Annotated in this window: 20 protein-coding genes; 14 read left to right on the forward strand and 6 right to left on the reverse strand. The window is 43.1% G+C overall.

The genetic code is table 11. From position 1 onward, the window contains the following. Positions 1–379: 379 nt before the first annotated feature. The 7 genes from IEX80_RS20180 (at position 380) to IEX80_RS20210 (ending at position 7157) form a co-directional block, all read left to right on the forward strand. Entirely contained in the window at positions 380–1117 is a 738-nt protein-coding gene (locus tag IEX80_RS20180) for a (Fe-S)-binding protein (RefSeq protein ID WP_188833936.1), read from the forward strand. Beyond that, entirely contained in the window at positions 1117–2505 is a 1389-nt protein-coding gene (locus IEX80_RS20185) for a lactate utilization protein B (RefSeq protein WP_188833937.1), read from the forward strand. Before IEX80_RS20180 ends, IEX80_RS20185 begins: the two co-directional genes overlap by 1 nt. Further along, positions 2502–3095, forward strand: coding sequence for a LutC/YkgG family protein (locus IEX80_RS20190; RefSeq protein WP_090527908.1), 594 nt, complete (start codon positions 2502–2504; stop codon positions 3093–3095). Before IEX80_RS20185 ends, IEX80_RS20190 begins: the two co-directional genes overlap by 4 nt. Before the next feature lie 566 nt (positions 3096–3661). Then, a complete protein-coding gene (locus IEX80_RS20195) occupies positions 3662–4399 on the forward strand; it encodes an SDR family oxidoreductase (RefSeq protein ID WP_090527911.1) in 738 nt (245 codons plus the stop codon). 82 nt (positions 4400–4481) lie between these two features. Further along, the gene (locus tag IEX80_RS20200) at positions 4482–6023 is read left to right on the forward strand and encodes a DHA2 family efflux MFS transporter permease subunit (RefSeq protein WP_188833938.1); all 1542 of its coding nucleotides are present in this window, start codon (positions 4482–4484) and stop codon (positions 6021–6023) included. A 27-nt stretch (positions 6024–6050) separates the two neighbouring features. Then, entirely contained in the window at positions 6051–6653 is a 603-nt protein-coding gene (locus IEX80_RS20205; protein ID WP_188833939.1) for a TetR/AcrR family transcriptional regulator, read from the forward strand. Between the two features lie 114 nt (positions 6654–6767). Continuing rightward, positions 6768–7157 carry a response regulator gene (locus tag IEX80_RS20210; protein WP_188833940.1) on the forward strand — a complete coding sequence of 130 codons (390 nt, stop codon included), beginning with the start codon at positions 6768–6770 and terminating at the stop codon, positions 7155–7157. A gap of 87 nt (positions 7158–7244) precedes the next feature. Here IEX80_RS20210 and IEX80_RS20215 read toward each other — a convergent pair whose 3' ends face one another. Beyond that, the gene (locus IEX80_RS20215) at positions 7245–7730 is read right to left on the reverse strand and encodes a DUF4268 domain-containing protein (protein WP_229701691.1); all 486 of its coding nucleotides are present in this window, start codon (positions 7728–7730) and stop codon (positions 7245–7247) included. A gap of 288 nt (positions 7731–8018) precedes the next feature. On the opposite strand from IEX80_RS20215, the gene IEX80_RS20220 reads away from it, so the two are divergent. Then, positions 8019–8303, forward strand: coding sequence for a DUF3892 domain-containing protein (locus IEX80_RS20220; protein WP_188833941.1), 285 nt, complete (start codon positions 8019–8021; stop codon positions 8301–8303). 57 nt (positions 8304–8360) lie between these two features. Here the strand turns inward: IEX80_RS20220 and IEX80_RS20225 are convergent, their stop codons facing one another. After that, the gene (locus tag IEX80_RS20225) at positions 8361–8717 is read right to left on the reverse strand and encodes a nuclear transport factor 2 family protein (RefSeq protein WP_188833942.1); all 357 of its coding nucleotides are present in this window, start codon (positions 8715–8717) and stop codon (positions 8361–8363) included. Between the two features lie 193 nt (positions 8718–8910). Here IEX80_RS20225 and IEX80_RS20230 point away from each other — a divergent pair, with 193 nt between their 5' ends. The 3 genes from IEX80_RS20230 (at position 8911) to IEX80_RS20240 (ending at position 11090) form a co-directional block, all read left to right on the forward strand. Next, positions 8911–9402, forward strand: coding sequence for a hypothetical protein (locus tag IEX80_RS20230; RefSeq protein WP_139159976.1), 492 nt, complete (start codon positions 8911–8913; stop codon positions 9400–9402). Positions 9403–10007: 605 nt separating this feature from the next. Beyond that, complete coding sequence (locus IEX80_RS20235; RefSeq protein ID WP_188833943.1) at positions 10008–10580, forward strand: Crp/Fnr family transcriptional regulator; 573 nt, start codon at positions 10008–10010, stop codon at positions 10578–10580. 72 nt (positions 10581–10652) lie between these two features. Further along, on the forward strand, positions 10653–11090 hold the full coding sequence (locus IEX80_RS20240) for a carboxymuconolactone decarboxylase family protein (RefSeq protein WP_188833944.1): 438 nt from the start codon (positions 10653–10655) through the stop codon (positions 11088–11090). A 70-nt stretch (positions 11091–11160) separates the two neighbouring features. Here the strand turns inward: IEX80_RS20240 and IEX80_RS20245 are convergent, their stop codons facing one another. After that, the gene (locus IEX80_RS20245) at positions 11161–11451 is read right to left on the reverse strand and encodes a YciI family protein (protein ID WP_090527937.1); all 291 of its coding nucleotides are present in this window, start codon (positions 11449–11451) and stop codon (positions 11161–11163) included. 96 nt (positions 11452–11547) lie between these two features. Between IEX80_RS20245 and IEX80_RS20250 the strand changes: the two genes are divergently transcribed. After that, complete coding sequence (locus IEX80_RS20250; RefSeq protein WP_188833945.1) at positions 11548–11898, forward strand: nuclear transport factor 2 family protein; 351 nt, start codon at positions 11548–11550, stop codon at positions 11896–11898. Positions 11899–11982: 84 nt separating this feature from the next. Here the strand turns inward: IEX80_RS20250 and IEX80_RS20255 are convergent, their stop codons facing one another. Beyond that, positions 11983–13938, reverse strand: coding sequence for a sialate O-acetylesterase (locus IEX80_RS20255; RefSeq protein ID WP_188833946.1), 1956 nt, complete (start codon positions 13936–13938; stop codon positions 11983–11985). A gap of 794 nt (positions 13939–14732) precedes the next feature. On the opposite strand from IEX80_RS20255, the gene katG reads away from it, so the two are divergent. Then, positions 14733–17009, forward strand: coding sequence for a catalase/peroxidase HPI (katG, locus tag IEX80_RS20260; RefSeq protein WP_188833947.1), 2277 nt, complete (start codon positions 14733–14735; stop codon positions 17007–17009). 297 nt (positions 17010–17306) lie between these two features. On the opposite strand, the gene fbp is transcribed toward katG, so the two are convergent. Further along, positions 17307–18353 carry a class 1 fructose-bisphosphatase gene (gene fbp, locus IEX80_RS20265; protein ID WP_188833948.1) on the reverse strand — a complete coding sequence of 349 codons (1047 nt, stop codon included), beginning with the start codon at positions 18351–18353 and terminating at the stop codon, positions 17307–17309. A gap of 76 nt (positions 18354–18429) precedes the next feature. Further along, positions 18430–20883 (reverse strand): phosphoenolpyruvate synthase, encoded by a 2454-nt coding sequence (gene ppsA, locus IEX80_RS20270; RefSeq protein WP_188833949.1) that lies wholly within the window; start codon positions 20881–20883, stop codon positions 18430–18432. Positions 20884–21011: 128 nt separating this feature from the next. On the opposite strand from ppsA, the gene IEX80_RS20275 reads away from it, so the two are divergent. Next, positions 21012–21899 carry an AraC family transcriptional regulator gene (locus IEX80_RS20275; RefSeq protein ID WP_188833950.1) on the forward strand — a complete coding sequence of 296 codons (888 nt, stop codon included), beginning with the start codon at positions 21012–21014 and terminating at the stop codon, positions 21897–21899. The last annotated feature ends 30 nt before the right edge of the window (positions 21900–21929 follow it).

Genomic DNA, 21929 nt, shown 5'->3' on the forward strand with positions numbered 1-21929 from the left:
CTATTCTAAGTCTGTTAACTATCGGGGAGTATGTAGTTATAACTACACACATAGTACATCCATAGACAGAGTCTGCGAACAGCAAACAGTGAAGAATTTGCTTGGTAGTTCACTGCATAAAGATTCTGTCTATTCTTTAATTCCTAAAATTCGAGTTCAGACAAAATCCTGTCTTCCAAAAATCCCCCCAAATCCAGGTTCAGACAACTTGCAAATAAACGTCAGCATTTTGCAAATAAAATTGAAAACTCGTATCACACTTAGCTGTACTTTCGGTGGTAGTATATAACCGTTTAATTTGCCGGCAGGATACCAGGGGATAGTTGTGCAAATTATAAACGCTAATATTGCTTTAACCAATAAAGTAAACGTATAAACGATGAGAGTTGCCTTGTTTGTTCCTTGCTATGTTGACCAGTTTTACCCAAAAGCGGCCATTGCTACGCTGGAGTTACTGGAGAAACTTGGCTGTGAGGTTCACTACCCTAAAAATCAAACCTGCTGCGGGCAGCCAATGGCCAATTCGGGCTATGAGCATTTAACCGGCGGCTGCAATAATCTATTTGTCGATAATTTTTCGGGATACGATTATGTCGTTTGTCCGTCGGGAAGTTGTACCCTGCACATCAAAGAGCATTTACATGCTGATGGAAAAGAGGACCAGGCAACAGAGATCCGCAAAAAAGTTTATGAGCTTACCGAGTTTTTGGTAGATATTTTACGGGTTAAACAACTTTCGGCAAGTTTCCCTTACAAGGTTGGTTTACACCACAGCTGCCATGGTTTGCGTGGTTTACGCATAGCCCAAATGAGTGAGCTTGTTGCCGAACCATTCAGCAAACCGGCCCAGTTACTGGATCTGGTGAATGGACTGGAACTGGTACCACTTAGCCGCCAGGATGATTGCTGCGGTTTTGGAGGAACGTTTTGTGTAGTCGAAGAGGCGGTATCGGCCAAAATGGGGAAAGACCGTGTAGCTGATCATATATCGCACGGGGCGCAATATATTACCTCGGCCGATCTTTCGTGCCTGATGCACCTTGAGGGCATCCTGCGTCGCCAAAACAGCGATGTTAAAGTAATTCACGTAGCCGAAATTTTAAACAACAGCCTGTAATGAGTACCGCTACTACCAAAGATCACCCGCATTTAGCTGCCGAATTTAACCGCGATGAGCCCCGTGTAAACTGGCATGATGAAACCCTATGGTGGGTACGTGCCAAACGGGATATTGCCGCTCATAAACTCCCCGAATGGGAATTGCTGCGCGAAACGGCATCCCAAATAAAATTCAACGTACTCTCAAACCTGAGCACCTACCTGGAGCAGTTTGAGGCCAATGCCACCAAAAATGGGATCATAGTACACTGGGCGGCCGACGCCACAGAACATAACCAAATTGTACACGGCCTGCTTGAACAAAAAGGCATTACCAAAATGGTAAAAAGCAAATCGATGCTTACCGAGGAATGCCATTTAAATGAATACCTGAAAGAGCAGGGCATTGATGTAATTGACTCCGATCTCGGAGAGCGCATTGTACAGTTGGCCAATGAACCGCCAAGCCATATTGTGCTGCCTTGTATCCACAAAAAAAAGGAAGAGATAGGTGATATTTTCCACGAACATTTAGGTTCGGCCAAAGGCGAATCAGATCCTAAAATATTGACTGAAACTGCCCGTCAACATTTGCGCGAGGTATTTTTAACCCGTCGCGCAGCACTTACCGGTGTTAATTTCGCAGTGGCCGAAACAGGTGAGTTCGTGATCTGTACCAATGAGGGTAACGCCGATATGGGAGCGCATTTAGCCGAGATCCATATCGCATCAATGGGCATCGAAAAGCTTATTCCAGAAAGGAAACATCTTGGTGTGTTTCTGCGCCTGCTTACCCGCAGTGCTACCGGACAGCCTATTACCACTTACTCGAGCCATTTCAGCAAACCGCAGGAAGGCACCGAAATTCATATTGTTATTGTTGATAACGGGCGCAGCATTCAGCTGGGTCGCGAGGAGTTCCGCAACTCGTTGAAATGTATCCGTTGCGGGGCTTGTATGAATACCTGCCCGGTTTATCGCAAAAGTGGCGGTCACAGCTATCATACCGCCGTTGCCGGGCCAATAGGATCCATCCTGGCCCCTAACCTCGACATGAAAAAATATGCCGACCTGCCATTTGCCTCTACCCTTTGCGGTTCGTGCAGCAACGTGTGCCCGGTTAAGATAGATATTCATGACCAGCTGTATAAATGGCGGCAGGTGATTGTGAAGGAAGGATATTCGCCCAAAGCCAAAACTATGGCCATGAAGGCCATGGCATTGACGCTGGCATCGCCAACTTTATACCGCATGGGAGGCAAAACCGGGCGACTGGTGTTTAAATATGTCCCATTTGCGGTAAACAATAAATTAAACCCATGGTACAATCAACGCGAAATGCCAAAAGCACCCGATGAATCGTTTGGCGAGTGGTATGCCAAAAGGAAAGGAGCAAAAAACTCATGAGCCGGGAAAAAATATTAGCTGCTGTAAAATTTAATCAGCCCGCTGCTATGCCGCTGCCAGATATGGAAGTGCTGAATAAGCTAACCGATGTCAGAACTGATCTGGTATCAAAATACAAAGCCATCGCGACAGCAGGCGGCAGCTTTGTTTATGAGGTTAGTGGCTTTGACGAGATCAAAACCATCATTAATAATGAATTTAAAGCCGGCGTTAAGATCATATCCGCCCTTAACGAACTGAGCGATTATATTTACGCCGAAACTGTAAAGCACGAAGACGGTCACACTTTTGCCGATGTAGAGTTGACCGTACTCCGCACCCAACTTGGCGTTGCCGAAAATGGGGCCCTTTGGCTTACCGAAAAAGATATGGGCAGCCGCGTACTACCTTTTATTGCCCAGCATTTGGCGGTAGTGATTAGCAAAGATGATTTTGTACCTACTATGGCGCAGGCTTATCAAACTATTGGCGATGCTGATTACGGCTATGGCTCGTTTATTTCCGGCCCTTCAAAAACTGCAGATATTGAACAGTCGTTGGTTATAGGGGCTCATGGGCCAAGAAGTTTATCGGTGTTTATACTTTCTTAAAGATCTTTTAAAAGCGACCTAAAAGTAACGTCATTGCGAGTAACCATCAGGGAAGCCCTGAAAAAAACGTAATGACATGTAAAATATATTTTAGCGGTGTTGCGCGTGGGCCGCGTTAGGGATTGCAGTGTAAAGTCCACAGCGCGTAGAGAAGTTGCGGGCAGGAAAGGCGAGGACTTGCAACGGAAAGCCCGGGCCGCAGGCAACGCCCATGTTATGAAATTTATCAGAAAAATATACTTAATAACCTGTACTGTTTGGGATTGCTTCGTACCTCTGCAATGACGCTTTTCATTTGCATCCCCCCCAACTCTCCCCCCTAAAAACCTTATCTCGCGCTCGTTTGTAACGAGTGTGTAACATGGGTTTGCGTTTGTAACGCAACTGGCAATGCAATCGCCAAACCATTTTAAGCACTCGTTACAAACGAGCGCAAGAACTTAACTTACTAAGCCCCATACTTTTACTCTAAAAATCAACAATTTACAACAATGACAAATATATGATACAAAAATATACCGATTGGTATATTTTTGTATTGTCAAAACTAAAGGACACACAACAACATGAAAACTTCACAAAATACAGTATTGATAACCGGCGGCAGTGCCGGCATAGGTTTTGAAATTGCAAAACAACTATCAGCTAAAAATAACCATGTAATTATCATTGGCCGCAACCAGGAACGTTTGGAGAAAGCAGCCGCTCAATTACAAAATGTAACCGCTATTAAAGCAGATATCTCAAATGCAGATGATGTAGAGGCACTAACCGCAAAAGTGAAAAAAGATTTCCCTCAGCTAAATGTGGTGATCAATAACGCCGGTGCAGCTTCAATCAATGACCTGCTTACCACACCTAATGTTTTTGAAAACGCGCAAACTGAAATGTTTACCAACTATATTTCAGTAATCCGCCTTAACGAAAAATTGCTTCCTGTTTTACAACAGCAAAGCGATGCCGCCATTGTTAACGTATCGTCAATAGTTGCTTTTTTGCCTGGTAAACAAACTGCTACCTATTCGGCAACTAAAGCTGCCTTGCACTCTTATACCATTTCATTGAGGGCAGCTTTGGAAAACACCAATGTTAAAGTATTTGAGTTGATGCCTCCATTGGTTGACACCGAATTTTCGGCAGAGATTGGCGGTCATAATGGGATCCCGGCTTCGCAAGTTGCCGATGAATTTGTATCCGGTTTTGAAGCCGACAACTACGAGATCCGCGTTGGTGGCACCGAACCATTCTACCGCTTGTTCCTGTCAAACCCAGCCGAAGCATTGAAAGCTCTTCACCAGAGATAATTCTCTGGCTTAATTTTTTTATCCTAAAAAATACCGATTGGTATTTTTTAGGATAATTATTAGTTCCAAATCTCATACTTCAATGAAAAAAAGCATCCTTATCATTACCGTAATAGCTGCTGCTATCATGGAACTGATAGACACCTCCATAGTAAATGTTGCCCTCTCGCACATGAGCGGTAACCTTGGCGCCACACTCGAAGATACTTCCTGGGTTATTACAGCTTATGCCATTGCCAACATCATCGTAATACCAATGACCAGTTTTTTAACCACCAAGCTTGGCCGGCGTAATTATTATATCGGGTCTATCATCGCGTTCACTTTCTTTTCGGCCATGTGCGGACTCGCGTCAAACATATGGACACTGGTTGCTTTTCGCTTTTTGCAGGGCATCGGTGGCGGCGCGCTGTTATCAGTATCTCAGGCTATTGTATTTGAGGTTTACGGCAAAGAACGTGTGGGCATAGCCAGCGCGCTATTTGGCGTGGGTGTGTTTTTAGGCCCAACTATTGGCCCTACTCTGGGTGGCTTCATTACCGAAAATTATAGTTGGCCATGGATCTTTTACATCAACATCCCTATCGGTATTGCTGTAACTATATCCAGTTTATTGCTGGTCACTGAACCGGAGATCAAAGCCAAAGTAAAAAGTGTAGACTGGTGGGGCATCCTCCTGCTCGTCATCGGCATAGGCTCCCTCCAAACCGTATTGGAACGCGGCGAAACGGACGACTGGTTTTCGGCAGGTTATATCATCGTGCTTACTATAATTGCTGTTATCAGTCTCAGTACTTTCATTTGGTGGGAGCTTACAACGCCTAACCCTGTTATCGATCTTAGGGTGTTGCGAAGCAAGTCGCTCGCGGTAGCGGCTATATTGACGTTTGTGACCGGTTTTGGCCTGTTTACGTCTGTATTCCTTACGCCTGTTCTTGCTCAAAGGGTGCTTCTGTTCCCGCCTACCATCACCGGGCTTATTCTGTTACCGGGTGCGGTTCTGGCCATTGTGGGCTTGTTATTTTCGGCCACATTGTTAAAAAAAGGCGTATCGCCATTAATTATTATCACCGCCGGTTTCATCATCTTTATCACCTTTACCTGGCAAATGTCGCGCATGAACCTGGAGGCAGCACCTGGCGATTTGGTTGGTCCGCTTATTTACCGTGCCATGGGTATTGCCTTATTGACCGTTCCGCTTACAGCTTTAGCTGTATCGGGGCTCGAACCTAAAGACATTCCACAGGGAACTGCTTTAAATAACATGATGCGGCAGTTAGGAGGTTCGTTTGGTATCGCCGTTATCAACACTTATGTGGCCCAACGTTTCGGATTGCACCGCAATGACCTGTTATCTAATATTAATATTTTCAACGATCAAACTACGGCACGGATAGCCAAGCTTAGCAATTATTTCAGCAGCCGGGGTTTTTCATCATTTGACGCTCATAAAAAGGCCATTGCGGTTATTGATAATACCATTAACAGGCAATCATTTTTATTAAGTTACCTGGATGCCTACCTATTTTCTGGTTTGATATTTTTACTGGCTATGCCGCTGTTATTCCTTGTTATCAACCGTAAAAAACAAGCCCGGGCTGTTGTTATCATAAATGACCACTAATTAAATACCAATTGGTATATTTGTAATATGGAAAACGAATTGTCAAAAGCCGAACGTACACGTCAATTCATTATTGAGCGTACCTCACCCGTGTTCAATAAAAAGGGGTATGCCGGTACATCTCTTTCCGATCTTACCGAGGCTACCGGGCTCACCAAGGGCAGTATTTACGGTAACTTTAAAAATAAGGAAGAAGTAGCTGCCGAAGTATTTGAATATAACTCGGGCAAAGTGCGCAAACAGATCCAGGAGCGGATTCAGCGGGCTACCAGCTACCATGACAAATTATTGGTTTATGCCCAGGTATACCACAGTTTTACGCGGGGTGATTTTATTCCCGGCGGCTGCCCTATTCTGAATACTGCTGTTGATGCCGACGACACCAACCCATTGCTGAAAGATAAAGCCGCCAGGGCGGTGATCCGTTGGAAAACGGGCATCGAAAACCTCATTAAAGCAGGCATCGATGCAGGCGAGCTTAAGCCGGGCATCAACACTACAGAAACGGCCTTAAGCATGATAGCGCTTATTGAGGGCGGTATCATGATCTCGAAAGTGACAGATTCTCCTGCAAATTTGGATATCGTTTTGGCATCTGTTCATAACCTCGTAGATAACCTGAAGCTGTAAATAATAACAATATCTTAGAGCTACAGGTTGTTACTTGATTGTTACAATAATTGGATATAACTTTGAAAACAAAAGAAACGTCCCCCGCGTTATCTTCTTTACCAATTATTAATTATGTCAAAAAAGATCTTGATCCTCGATGATAGCGAGGATATTTTGGAAGTGATGAAAGAAGCTCTGGAAATGGAGCACTATGAAGTTGAGGTACTGAACTATACTGATGACATATGCAAGGCGGCCCTATCAGCTAACGCCGACCTTGTAGTTTTGGATTACATTTTGTTCGGTATAAACGGTGGCGAACTTTGCCACATGCTAAAAACAAACCCGGCCACGGCGCATATCCCGGTGGTGATGGTATCGGCCTACCCGCGTGTGCTGGAATCATTAGGCAGCTATGGTTCCGATGCTTTTATTGCCAAGCCTTTTAATTTGAGCGATGTTATCGACACAGTTAACCATTGCTTTTTGGCAGCCGGTGATGATGTGGCACACATCGTTTAAAGATTTTTCTTATTGCACTCTTAAACTTACGAAGTTTTAAAAACTTCGTAAGTTTTTCACCATATCCGTTCAGGAAATTTATTCGATCTACCTGAACAAATCAAAACTATACTGCGCTATGCTCCAAAACTCATCAAGCGCGATAATTCTTGGTTTAAAGAAAGAGATCAGCGCGGGCCAGTCCTGCTGGTTAAATACACTTACGCCGGGTAGGGTTTTAATAATGCGGCTCACTGTTTTACCATACTCATCGGTAGTATGCAACTCCCAGTCCCATTCTTCCTCAAGCTGGCTGTTTAGGACATTCTTTAGCTCAACAAACTGATCAAACATCAATTGTTGGATATCAGCATCGGGATGACTCATTTCAATAGCTATAAAGGCAGACTTTTTATCAGCTTCCATTTTAAAGTACAGGTGCTTGATACCAGTTTTATAATTAACCCAGTTAGTGCGCAGGCCATCGGCCGAAAGCTGGGGTTTGAGGTATTGCCCAAACGCTGTCCAGAACGCCTGTTTTAGTTGAGTTGCCTGCTCTTTTGAGTACAATTTACCGGGATTGATGAGGGGCAAAAGTAAGGTTTTTAAAATAAACCGCCATCCTGAGTTTGAAACAGGGTGAACGTTGAAGGCGATATAACAAAGGAAGAGCTGTCAGTCTGAGCCTGTCGAAGACTCGTGCGCAGAGGCCTTGCCCACCATGCTTCGACAGGCTCAGCATGACACCCAATTTTAATCTTTTCGCGTGTGACCTTCGAAAGACGCACGCTGACACCCCAAGCATAACGCTTTTAATGACTTTCTTCTAACCTTCTTATTACTTATTAAACCATATCTTTACAATTACCACACTAATATTTTATGGCAAGCTACCAGGTAAACTGTATTGATAAACCCAAAGCATCAAGCACACATGAGCAAATAACCCACATCGGTTATTATGAATCGTTAGACAGACCAAGAGTAGTGATCTCCGTTGCCGAAGCCATAGCCCGTATCGAAGTCAACAGCCAGGCTTTTTATGTAAGCACCGAGCGGGGCAAAACCTATCTTACTATAGTAAAACCCCAAAACGGCAAAAAACACCTTAAGTCGTTAGCAGATAAGTCGGGTATCGATAACCTGCTAACGCTCGAAGAAGTTTAGATCGCAGAAGTCAAAACCCTTCGCCTTTAACCTTTTTCCTTTCACCTCAAAAACAATCTATTCCTTTTTGTCAACTATGTACGAGGTAATTTTTTTTACCTTGTCATTTTCAAGTTCATATATATCCGCATAGTACATAGCCATGTCTTTGCCATCTTTGTCTTTGCACCGAACAAGGCCATCGACAGCCGCAGTGTTGCTGTCCACAATAATATGCTCCTTGGTTGATGACACCATTTTCACGTCTTCCATTCCGCCTAAAAATTGCTCCACTTCATTCTTCCCGTTCATAATAGTTACGGATGAGCCTTTCATAGTCCATTTTACGTCGTCGGCAAAAAAACTTAGGATCTTTTCAACGTCATTATTATCAAAAGCGTCGATAACCTGCTGTACAATTTCTTTAGTTGTCATGATAGTATGTTTTTGTTTAGTATAAAGTTAAGCCTAATGTGGCCTGGCGAAGAGGGGCAAAAATGCCATTATCGGGGTGCTATATGACTTATATGATTCAAAAAGTACAATTCTTCAATTGATATTATTCCATCACAAATAACCTTCAAATCATTTCTATTATTTATATTGCCTCAAGATAACCAACCTTAACATGATGAATAAACAGCCGGTAGTTCAAAGCCCCAATACCTTCCTGAAAACTATATCAATAATCCACCTGGCTCTGATCGCCGGACAAATTATGTTTGCCGCAGTAACTTTCATGATAACTAACAAAACCACTACTGGGCAGCGTGATAACGTGTTCATTTATGTTGTACCCATAATGGCCTTTACTGGTCTTGCCGTAAGCAACATATTATTTAAAACATTGGTGAACAAAATTGACGGCCAAAGTCCGTTGAAGACTAAACTCGCTGCTTATCAATCTGCCTTGATCGTGAGGTTTGCTTTATTAGAGGGGCCTTCCCTTTTTGCTATTGTGAGCTTCATGCTAACCGGCAACCTGATTTTTTTGGGCATATCCGGAGCTATCATAGCCTACTTTATTTATCTGCGCCCAACAAAGCAAAAAACTGAAGACGATTTAAATTTAGGGTATGAGGAAAAGGCAGAACTTGATGGCGCAGGTAAAGTTTATTGATGATGTATTAGACAAATGAGATCTAAGTTCAAATTTTGGCCTAAATTCCTTATACTGATGTGCCTGTTTTTGAGCTGTCTGATGTTTATTTATATTTTCATTAATTTCGATATTCTTTTTGCTCACGGTAAGCCCCTTCATTTCCTTATATGATATTTAACTGGACTATCTGTAGTTTGATAGGGTATCAACTAAATCATAAAGCCCATAAAATAGTTATTGATGGTGACACAGTAATCAGGGTTCGCTGGTTTTGGATTTGGCTTAAAAAAAGTTTATAAAATAAGCGATATAGAAGGCTTTTTGACCTATGCAGTATCCTATAAGAAAAATGCTGTTGAATATTTATACCTAATTTCCGGAAACGAAAGAATAGTAAAACTATCAACCTATTATCACCAAAACTATCAAGAACTGAAGTTGTCATTAGTTCAGCATCAGATTAGAAATTTAGCCAATGAACATTGGACGATATGGAAACATATCAGCGCATAAATAATGGGGGCTTTTATATAAACAGCATTTATTTTTTATGAGATATAAGTTTAATTCGCGCAATTCAACCTAATTTGACAAATTTGCTCCTGCTAATTCATACCTGATCTATGTATCCCGAACTAATCAGCCATGTTAAACGATATGTTCAGTTGTCACTGGCCGACGAGGAAACTATTTGCCGGCATTTTGAATTAAAGAAGTTTAAAAAGAAAGAGCTCATTTTAGAACCGGGCAAACATTGTGCAGGTAATTATTTTGTACTCAAAGGGCTTGTAAGGCAGTACTTTGTTAACAATAAGCTTAATGAGCAGATCATCCAGTTTGGTCTTGAAAACTGGTGGATAGCCGATCAGGACAGCCTGCTTAATCACCAGCCCGCCACAACCTATATCCAAGCCATTGAGGCTTCAGAAATGCTGTTGCTTACCGAAAAGAATCGTATAGCATTATTTGAAGCGGTTCCACAGATGGAAAGTTATTTCCGGATCATGATGCAAAAGGCCTTCATTGCATCACAAAGGCGTATAGGTTATATCTTTAATCAAAACGATGAGGAGCGTTATCGTCACTTCACCGGTTTGTTCCCGGCCTTTGTACAGCGGGTACCCCAATATATGCTTGCTTCCTATTTAGGCTTCACCCCACAATTTTTAAGCAGGCTCAGGGCTAAAAAAATCTGATTTTCTTAAACTCAGTTCATTTTTTGAGGCCATGTTTATCCCCAATTTTGTATTAACAAAAAAGAAAAAAACATGAATCGCTTAAAAATCAACATCGCCGAACCGGCTGCATACAGGGCCATGTTTGCCCTCGAAAAATACATCGAAAGCACTGAGTTAACCACCCGTCATAAAGACCTGATCAAGATCCGTGCTTCACAAATTAATGGGTGTGCCTACTGCGTGGATATGCACACTGCCGATGCCCGCAAAGCCGGCGAAACAGAGCGTCGTATTTATAACATCAGCGTATGGCACGAATCACCTCTTTTTGATGAGCAGGAACGTGAAATATTAGCCCTTACTGAAGAAGTAACCCTGATCACCGGCCGCGTATCTGACGAAACCTATAAAAAAGCCGCAGAATTGTTTGACGAAAAATACCTGGCACAAGTGATTATGGCTATCATCACCATCAATGCCTGGAACCGCATTGGTGTAACTACCCAACTTCAGCCACCACTCGATTAATCCTTTTTAATTTTGTTGTTTTGATTTTAGGCCGCCTGCATTACCGGGCGGCTTTCTTGTTAACTTAAAACTAAGCCGATATCCAGGCCATCATCAACGCCACTTCATAAGTACCTAAAACATTGGCCGGATCATTGGCAATAATTTCGTGCACCTGAGCTTCGTCATCAACTGTAAGGATGCCAAGGCCATAAACGCCTTTCGGGTCGAAAACCGGGCCAAAAATAAGCACCAGGCCTTCTTTCATTTTCCCTTTCAGATATTCGGAATGAGCTTGCATAATAACGCGTTCGTCATCGGTCATATCGTTAGGAAACGTTGGGCGGTTGCCGGTCAGTTTAATTACGAAATGCTTTTTCATCCTAATAAATTTAAGAATTATTACTGAATGGATAAGTAAGGGAATAATTATTGATGGTTATATTAAATCATTTTGTAACCTTAAATAACCATTCCTATGACAACAGAAGCAGGTGCAACAGTTGGCAGCGCCAATGACGTAGTGCTTTCCTTCATAAAAGCATTAAACGAAGAAAATTTTGCAGAGGCCCGCAATTGCGTGGCAGACGACTTGAAATTTGTAGGCGTACTTGGCCAGCGCGACGGTGCCGATGCCTATTTTGCCGATATGCAGCACATGAAACTAAAATATGATATTAAACGCGTGTTTAGCGATGGCGATGATGTATGTATCTTTTATGATATTGATATGGACCGCGCCACCATATTCAGCTGCGGGTGGTATCATGTGGTTGATGGTAAGATAAACTCCATCAGGGTAATATTTGATCCGAGACCATTGTTGTAACTGACAGAGCGGTTGAAGACTTACGAAGTTTTAACAACTTCGTAAGTCTGGATTTTGGAAGATGATTACGTTGTATTATGTTAATTACTTCCTTTCCCAATTATCCGTGCGGAAAGGCGAAGCCGGTAATCCGACGCCATTGTACAACGAACTTACCGGGTTATTGGCCCAGGCGTACCTTACGGCAACCGGGTTTGTAACATCCGGGCTGCTCACTATAACCTTATCGCCTTTTATAACAGCGGTAGCCCAATGAAACTTCATATCTTCACCGGCTATGGCAAAACCCTGCATATTGTCGCCTCCCTGTGCTTTTAAACCGCCATCGGTATAATTAAAGCTTAATTCAATTTTATCACCCTCGATTTTTTGTGATTTGTACATCGGCCCGGAATAGGGCTGTTTTTTATGATAGGTTTTATCAAGCGCGACCAATGCCAGCCTCCGGCCAACTTCCTGTTTATTTTTTGGGTGGATATTATCAGCTTCGCCCAGATCGGCAGCTACAGCCATGCCGGTGTTAGGCAGTTCAAGTGTTTGGGTTTGAGCTTCTCGTAATTCGGCCCAGCTGGAAGGAACAGGTTCGGTATCACGTTTTTGCCAGTTAGCTAACTGTACAAAATAAAACGGAAAATTGCCCTCGTTCCAAATGGTGCGCCAGCCGTTTATCATGCCCTCAAATAATTCTTTATACTGGCCCGACCTGCCTGTATTGGCTTCGCCCTGGTACCAGATAGCACCACGGATAGCCATAGGTGTAAGCGGATTGATCATCGCATTATACAATACAGCCAACCGGTTCGGGTTATTGGCAACAGGCATTGGCGGCAGGCTTTTTATATTAAAACCAACTTTATAATCCCAGGTACCGGCTAAGGAGATCTTTTCACCCGATGCTGATACCAACTGCATTTCATCGGCGCCGTACAGACCGCCACCGCCACCGCTGTCAAAAACCCGCACGGTGATCACCGACTCCCCGGCCTTTACCTTTGTAGCAGGAATAATGTAATTACGCGACTGTGTGTAACCATCCGTAGCGCCTATCTTTTCACCGTTAAAAAATGTTATTTCATTATCATCTATCTTACCCAGGCTAATCTTTACATCCTGCCCGGCCCAGGCTGCAGGAATGATGATCTTTTTACGGAACCAAACAACGCCATCGAAATCTCCTAAAGCGCCTTTTTCAAAAAACTGGGGCAGCAACATGCTCCGCCAGCCGGCAGTATCAGGATTAAACGCGTTATTATTGGTATACCCCCAATCAGCAGCGGCGGCAAGTTTGTTCCAAGCATCCATTTTTTGTGCAAAGGTTAATGGCGTTTCTGTTTTAGCAGATTCCTGCTGCTGTTTGATCTGTGCGCTGAAAACCGGGTTATTAGTAAGCGTGTTTTCATCGCTCCAGGCTTCGATCATAGTACCCCCCCAGTTTGAACTGATGAGGCCGATAGGAATTTTAACCTGTTTATTGATCTCCCTGGCAAAAAAATAAGCTACCGACGAAAATTCGCCGATAGTTTGAGGTGAGCATACCATCCAGCCGTTATTGGCAACTTTAATATTGGTTTGCGGGGTAAGGCTCGTTGCCTGCGATACCTGTAACAAACGGATCTCCGGATAATTTGCGTTGGCTATTTCTTCTTTATAGTTATTTACCTGGCCCCAACCGGCCACGGGCATTTCCATGTTCGACTGGCCCGAGCAAATCCATACCTCTCCTATCAGTACATTATTTAAAACCACCGGGTCGCTGCCGTCGGTTATAGTTACCTGGTAAGGCCCTCCGTACGATGGCGTCTTGATCTTCGTTTTCCAGTTACCATCAGCATCGGCAATGGTTGTATAGGTTTTATTGTTCCATGAAGAGGTAATGGCTACTGTTTTACCCGCATTCGCCTTGCCCCAAACCCGAGCCATGGTTTTTTGCTGTAAAACCATATTATCGCTAAAAACACCCGGCATGATCACTTTGGCAAATGCACCGGCATTAAGCAATACACTTCCGATTAGTATGGATAAACACTTTTTAAGGTTCATTAATTTAGGTTTAATACGGTAATTATTGACGAATTGACTGGCCCTAAGTTAAGTGTAACCGACAAATTAAAAAACGTCCTGGCAACATTTAATAAACAATTCATTTCTGTAAGGCTAACGAATGCAGCATATCAATGGTCAGTAAGGAATTTGCATTTATAAGTTTCGAAGAATAATGGGAGAAAGTGCCTGGATAAAATGAGCTGGCCCGGAAGGCGAATAAACAATGTGCTATCCCTGGCTAACACATTGTTTTTTTAACTAAAACTGTATTTTACAATGAAAATACTCATTAAAGAACTATCGGGAATATCGTTAGGCAGCATTAAACGCTGCCTGGTATGTTTAAATTATACCGTAAATTTTTCAGCAAAAACACATCGTTAATCCAATCAACCGGACACAGCCGTTAACATCTCCATATTTCAAGAAGACGACCTTGATAGGGTTATTGTTACAGGATAGGATATTTTTTTCAATACTGATAAGTTTAGGGTTGATGCAAAACTAAACATTTCGTTAATAAAAAGATCAAGAAGGATGTAAAAAAGGTGTTTTTTACCTATTAATTAATATAAAGATTATAAGTTACAGTTACCGGCACATCCAATTTGGCGGATATAATCCCATCTTTTTACCATTTTTTAAGCCCGGCCATCATTAACTATGTTATAGCTTTTAGCTATCCGCTTATAGAATTAATTGATTGTGATTGTTGCTATTAACATCCTACTTTTATAAAACTTAATACCCAACGGCGGTTTAAGCAGTCTATTCAATTTATAACTATAATTATGGAAAACGGATCAAATGACATCAGTAAATGCCCGTTTCACAACGGTACAATGAAGCACAATGTTGGCGGCGGCGGTACACGGAACCACAATTGGTGGCCTAACCAGCTAAAGCTTAATATCCTTCGGCAGAACTCTTCATTATCAAACCCTATGGATGAAGGCTTTAATTATGCCGAAGCCTTTAAAAGCCTCGACCTTGAAGCTGTAAAAAAAGATCTGCACGCGCTTATGACCGATTCGCAGGATTGGTGGCCGGCAGATTTTGGTCACTATGGTGGTTTGTTTATCCGCATGGCCTGGCACAGTGCAGGTACCTATCGTGTAGGTGACGGTCGCGGAGGTGCCGGAGCAGGCTTGCAACGTTTTGCGCCGCTTAACAGTTGGCCCGATAACGTAAGCCTTGATAAAGCCCGCAGGCTGCTTTGGCCTATTAAACAAAAATATGGCCGCAAAATTTCATGGGCCGATCTGATGATCCTTACAGGAAACATAGCACTTGAATCAATGGGTTTTAAAACCTTTGGCTTTGCCGGCGGCCGCGAGGATGCCTGGGAAGCAGATGAATCGGTATACTGGGGTTCAGAAACTACCTGGCTGGGCGGCGATATCCGTTACGCACATGGTTCGCCGGGTGTGCAGGAAGGTCATGGTGTACTGGTATCAGATGATGATGCCGATGGCGATATTCATACACGAAACCTCGAAAAACCGCTTGCAGCCGTACAAATGGGCCTGATTTATGTAAACCCTGAAGGCCCCGATGGCAATCCTGATCCTATCATGGCAGCTAAAGATATCCGGGATACCTTCGGCCGGATGGCGATGAATGATGAAGAAACCGTTGCGTTAATTGCAGGCGGCCACACTTTTGGCAAAACCCACGGTGCTGCATCTGCAGATAATGTAGGGAAAGAGCCCGAAGCTTCTGACATTGGCGCACAGGGCTTTGGCTGGCATAACGGTTATGGCTCAGGCAAAGGTGCCGATACTATTACCAGCGGCCTGGAAGTAACCTGGACTACAACCCCTACCAAATGGAGCAATAACTTTTTCGAAAACCTGTTTGGCTTTGAATGGGAATTAACCAAAAGTCCGGCCGACGCGCACCAATGGGTAGCTAAAAACGCGGAAGCTATCATCCCCGATGCTTATGATGCTTCGAAAAAGCATTTACCAACCATGCTCACCACCGATCTTTCTTTAAGGTTTGATCCTGCATATGAAAAGATATCAAGGCGATTCCTGGAAAACCCTGATCAGTTTGCTGATGCCTTTGCACGCGCATGGTATAAATTAACACACCGCGATATGGGGCCAAGAGCACGTTACCTTGGTGCCGATGTGCCTGAAGAGGTATTGCTTTGGCAAGACCCTATCCCGGCTGCTGATTATGCGCCGATAGTTGAAAGCGACGTTGTTGCTTTAAAGGGAAAGATACTGGCATCAGGCTTAAGTGTACCTGAGTTGGTTTCAACAACATGGGCTGCTGCTTCTACCTTCCGTGGTACTGATAAGCGCGGTGGTATAAACGGTGGCCGCATTCGCCTGGCCCCGCAAAGGTACTGGCAGGTAAACAACCCTACGCAACTGCAAAAAGTACTGAGTGTGCTTGAAGGCATTCAAAATGAGTTTAACAGTGCTCAAACCGATGGCAAAAAAGTTTCACTGGCCGATTTGATCGCGCTGGCAGGAAGTGCCGCTATTGAAAAAGCTGCTAAAGATGGCGGGCATACTATCACCGTTCCGTTCACTCCGGGCCGTACCGATGCCTCACAGGAAGAAACCGATGTAGAATCATTTGGCTATCTTGAACCGGCAGCCGATGGCTTCCGCAACTACCGCAGGTCAAAATTTGCAGTATCAACCGAAGAATTGCTGATTGATAAAGCGCACCTACTCACCCTGACCGCTCCTGAGTTAACCGTATTGTTAGGTGGTCTGCGTGTATTGAACATTAATTTTGACGGATCGAAACACGGTGTATTCACCACGCGCGAAGGTGTGCTTAGCAACGATTTTTTTGTAAACCTGCTTGATATGGGCACTGCCTGGAAAGCCACAGCTGCCGATAGAGAACTTTACGAAGGCAGCGACCGTGCTACCGGTGCAATAAAATGGACAGCAACCCGCGCCGACCTTGTGTTTGGCTCCAATGCCGAACTAAGAGCTATTGCCGAAGTATACGGAAGTGCCGACGGACAAGACAAATTTGTAAAAGATTTTGTAGCTGCCTGGACCAAGGTGATGAACCTTGACAGGTTTGATCTGGCTTAATATTAAAGTATACTGTAAACAAATACAGTGTCAGAAAAAAATGGGTGTCATGGGTAGCCAGTCGAAGCATGGCGGGTAGGGCCTCTGCGCACGTCCTTCGACAAGCTCAGGATGGCAGTCCCTCTACACCTAATGTCATTTATGAATACACTGTTGGGCTATTATTCACATGTAATACATGTAAATAATAGCCCACAGTTTTTTAATTAAAAATCCGGGTAAACTTAAATAGCGCCCTCGGTTTGTCTTTAAATCAATTTATCGCTTTTAGCGTTGTGCTTTCTGCTTTGAGCTTCATTATATTAATTCCATATAACTATAGTCAACATTGGTTGTAATTGGCGAAAAGCGTCTCATCATCTCTTCTGCTTTAGTCACCATATTTTTTGAGCCGATGAAGATGCCTGTACGCTGATGCAGCTCGGTAACATCAAGATCTAAAATGCGTTGATACCCGTTACTGGCTTTTCCCCCAGCTTGTTCAATGATGAAAGCCATAGGGTTGCACTCATAAATTAAACGCAGTTTCCCTTTTGGATCGCTTGCATTTGCCGGGTAAATAAAAATCCCGCCTTTTATCATATTCCGGTGCAGGTCGGCCACCATCGATCCGATATACCTTGCCTTAAACGGCCTGTTTGTTGTTACATCCTCTACCTGGCAGTATTTGATATACTTTTTTACTCCGTCAGGGAAATGAGAATAATAGCCTTCATTTATAGAGTAAATTACCCCATCATCAGGGATTTGCATTTTGGGATGCGAGAGGCAAAATTCACCGAGTGAAGGATCTAACGTAAAACCGTTTACCCCTTTGCCTGTTGTGTAAACCAACATGGTTGATGAACCATAAATCACATATCCCGCGGCTATCTGCTCGGTACCCCTTTGTAAAACATCTTTAATGGTAGCTCTTCCCTCTGTTGTTGTTCTGCGGTAAATAGAAAAAATGGTGCCCACGCTCACATTTACATCAATGTTAGACGAGCCATCCAGGGGATCTATTGCTACAATGTATTTAGCATTTTTTGAGATCTCACTGTCGATATCAATATATTCATCGCTTTCTTCCGATACTACCACACAACATTCGCCGCCGTGCTGTAAGGCCGAAATAAACTGTTCATTGGCAAAAACATCCAGCTTTTTCTGGCTTTCGCCCTGTATGTTTACCGAACCGTTATCGAGGGTCAGATCAGCCAATCCCGCCCGGTTAACCTCCCTGTTAACAACCTTTGCAGCAATGCCTATATCTCTCAGCAACCTGGATAGTTCGCCTTTGGCGTATGGAAATTCTGCTTGTTTTTCGATGATAAATTGGCCTAAAGTTTTTACCGCTTTCATATAAATAAAATTTTAATATTAGTACCGCTACCCGGATTGAGTAGCGGCTTTAGCATTAGTTAATAAATCGTTCGTATCAGGCAGATAGGCAGAGCCGTTTTGCCGCTTCAATCTCATCCTCTATTTTCCTGATAGCCATTACGGTTTTAAAAAATGAGTCGGGAGTAACGGAGATGCTGTCAATCCCTTCTTCTACCAGGAACTGGGCAAAATCAGGATAATCGGATGGCCCCTGCCCGCAGATCCCCACTTTTATACCTCTCTTCTTCGCGGTTTTTATCAAGGATGAGATCATGAATTTTACCGCGTCGTTACGCTCATTATACAAGCCGGCCACTAAGGATGAATCACGATCGAGTCCCAATACCAGTTGGGTTAGGTCGTTGGAGCCGATTGAAAAACCATCGATGTAATCAGCAAATTGCTCGGCCAAAATCACGTTCGACGGAACTTCGGCCATCAGATAAACTTCAAGCCCGTTTTCCCCGCGTTTCAGGCCATACTCGTTCATGGTTTCGTATACCAATGAAAGTTCATTCACTGTGCGGCAAAAAGGGATCATCACCACCACATTATCAAGGCCCATCATCTCTCGTACCTTCTTAATAGCTTTACACTCCATCCCAAAGGCATCTTTATATACTTTAGAATAGTACCTGGATGCTCCCCTCCAACCGATCATTGGATTTTCCTCATTCGGTTCGAAATACTTGCCGCCCGGCATATTGTAGTATTCATTGGTTTTAAAATCCGAGAAACGTACAATTACTTTATTGGGATAAAATGCAGCGGCTATCTTGGCTACTCCATACGATAATTTTTCAATAAAAAACGCCTCTTCACTATCATAACCCAGCATAGCCTCCTCAATATGCGCTGTTAATGAGGCATCATTCAGGCCCCTGTGCTCGAGGAGGGCCAACGGGTGAATTTTTATGTAGTTATTGATGATAAATTCTTCCCTGGCAAGCCCTACGCCTTTTCCGGGATAATGCGCATAATTAAATGCTATTTCAGGCGATCCGATATTCATCATCAGCGGGGTTTCAATTTCAGGCAGGTCATTAAGATCATGTTCCCGCTTACTAAATGCTACTATGCCGCTGTAAATAATTCCGGCATCTCCTTCGGCGCATGAAGCGGTTATTTCATCACCGGTTTTTAGGATAGTGGTAGCGCATTCGCAGCCAACTATTGCCGGAACGCCTAACTCGCGGGCAACAATGGCGGCATGGCAGGTTCGGCCACCTTTATTGGTGATGATGGCCGATGCTTTTTTCATTACCGGTTCCCAGTCAGGGTCGGTCATATCAGTAACCATGATATCGCCGGGCAAAAAGTTGATTTCGTGGATATTTTGCTTACCAATACCGGAGAGATTATGTACCCTGCCTGTCGCTATTTTATCGCCAACAGCGATCCCTTTCAACAAGATCCTGTCCGCTCTGTCGGGATCATTGATGCGAAATTCGGTAAGCAGGTTTACCTGCTTGCGGGAGTGGATGGTTTCGGGCCTTGCCTGTACTATAAACAACCGGCCGCTGATCCCGTCAACCGCCCATTCAATATCCATAGGGCACCATTTGCCTTTTAATTTTGTGTAATAGGCCTCAATGATAATTACCCAATTACTCAATTGGATGATCTGATCGTCCGACAGGCAAAATCTTGAGCTTTCATCAACAGGAGTATCAACGACTCTTACAGCCTCTTCTTCGGAATTGCCGTAAATCATCTTTTTATGTTTTTTGCCTAATTTCTTTTCAAGGATGGGCCTGAAACCGCTTTTAAGCAGCGGCTTATAAACGATAAATTCGTCGGGATTAACCGATCCCTGTACCAGCATTTCGCCTAAGCCGTACGATCCGTTAATGATTACGGCATCTTTGAAACCACTTTCTGTATCTAACGAAAACGCAACCCCCGAAACGCCAATATCAGAGCGTACCATTTTTTGAACGCAAACAGATAGGCCGACATTGAAATGATCATAATTAAATGATTCCCGGTAGCTGATTGCCCTGTCGGTAAATAATGAGGCAAAACAATTCTTTATCGCTGTTAATAGGTTTTCTTCTCCCCTGATATTTAAATAAGTGTCTTGCTGGCCTGCAAATGATGCATCGGGCAGGTCTTCAGCAGTAGCCGATGAGCGGACTGCAACGTCGGCTGCGTTATCTGCATATTGGATCAGCAGATCCTTATAAGCTTCAAGGATCTCATTCTGCATAACAGCAGAAAACCGGCCGTTTTGTATAAGCTTTCGTATTTTACTGCCACAGGATAACAGAACCTGCAAGTTGGACAGATCTTTATCCTCAAGGATATCCCTGATCATTTTATCAAGCTGATTGTCTGCAATGAACTGGTAATAAGCCTTACTTGTTATGATAAATCCATCAGGAATATCAATACCAAACTGCGATATGTTCTGCATCATTTCTCCAAGCGATGCATTTTTACCTCCTACTAACTCAATGTCACTTATCGAAGCTTCAATAAGTTTCATAGTAAACTTCTTTTCCTTCATGGCTTAAATTTTATAAAACGAAGTTAGGCGCTTAACAAACTGCCCAATGCTTAAATATTCACAACAAGTAATACTATATTCATAACATATTACCTATTTTTAACTTTCTATATCACTATAGTATAAAAATGAAAGATTTCTTCGAGCAAGTACTGAAAGTCGACAATTCAGCTTTTACAATAGCCGAAGCAAAAACCTACCATGCTATCAATAACTTCCACAACCATCCGGAGCTGGAACTTATTTATATTATAAGTGGTGAAGGCACTTTTTCGATAGGAAATACTTCAAAAAGGGTTTCGGGGGATACTATGATCATCATAGGCTGTAACGTACCTCATATGTTCAAATTTGAAACCAACCGCTACTATGATTACTCCATGAAAAGTGGTAAAATACCCAAGCCACTACAACTGCTTACCCTTCATTTTGATCCTAATAAATTGGGAAGCACTTTCATGACGCTACCAGAAAACAACCTGATAAACAATCTTTTAAATAGCGCCAAAAATGGATTACTAATCAATGAAAATTCTAAAGCTGTGGCGGTCGACTTTATCCGTCGAATAGAAAATTCGGCCAAGCATGAACAACTTCCGTTATTGCTGCAACTGTTAAATAAAATTGCCGAGGGGGAACAGGTCTCAAACCTTGCCGGTGAAACGGAGAAGAAGATCTTTAACAGGATAGATGAAGTGCGGCTAACAAAGATCTATCTGTATACCATGGACAATTTTTACAAAGACATTAAGCTTAAGGAAATAGCTAACATCATACACATGGTGCCGAAGGCATTTTGCCATTATTTTAAATTGCGTACCGGCCAAACCTACTTTGATTTTTTACTGACCGTAAGAATAGAAAACTCCTGTAAACTGATTAGGGAGACCAATGAAAATATAAACTCAATCAGCCGCGATTCGGGGTTTAACAACCTTTCAAATTTTAACAGGTATTTTAAATTAGCTACCGGGAGCACACCAATGGAATACAGGAGAAAATTCAGGGAGTTTTAGGATCGTTAAAAGCCCGTTTAAAAAAACAAA

The organism is Mucilaginibacter rubeus (assembly GCF_014643835.1).
GTDB lineage: Bacteria > Bacteroidota > Bacteroidia > Sphingobacteriales > Sphingobacteriaceae > Mucilaginibacter > Mucilaginibacter rubeus.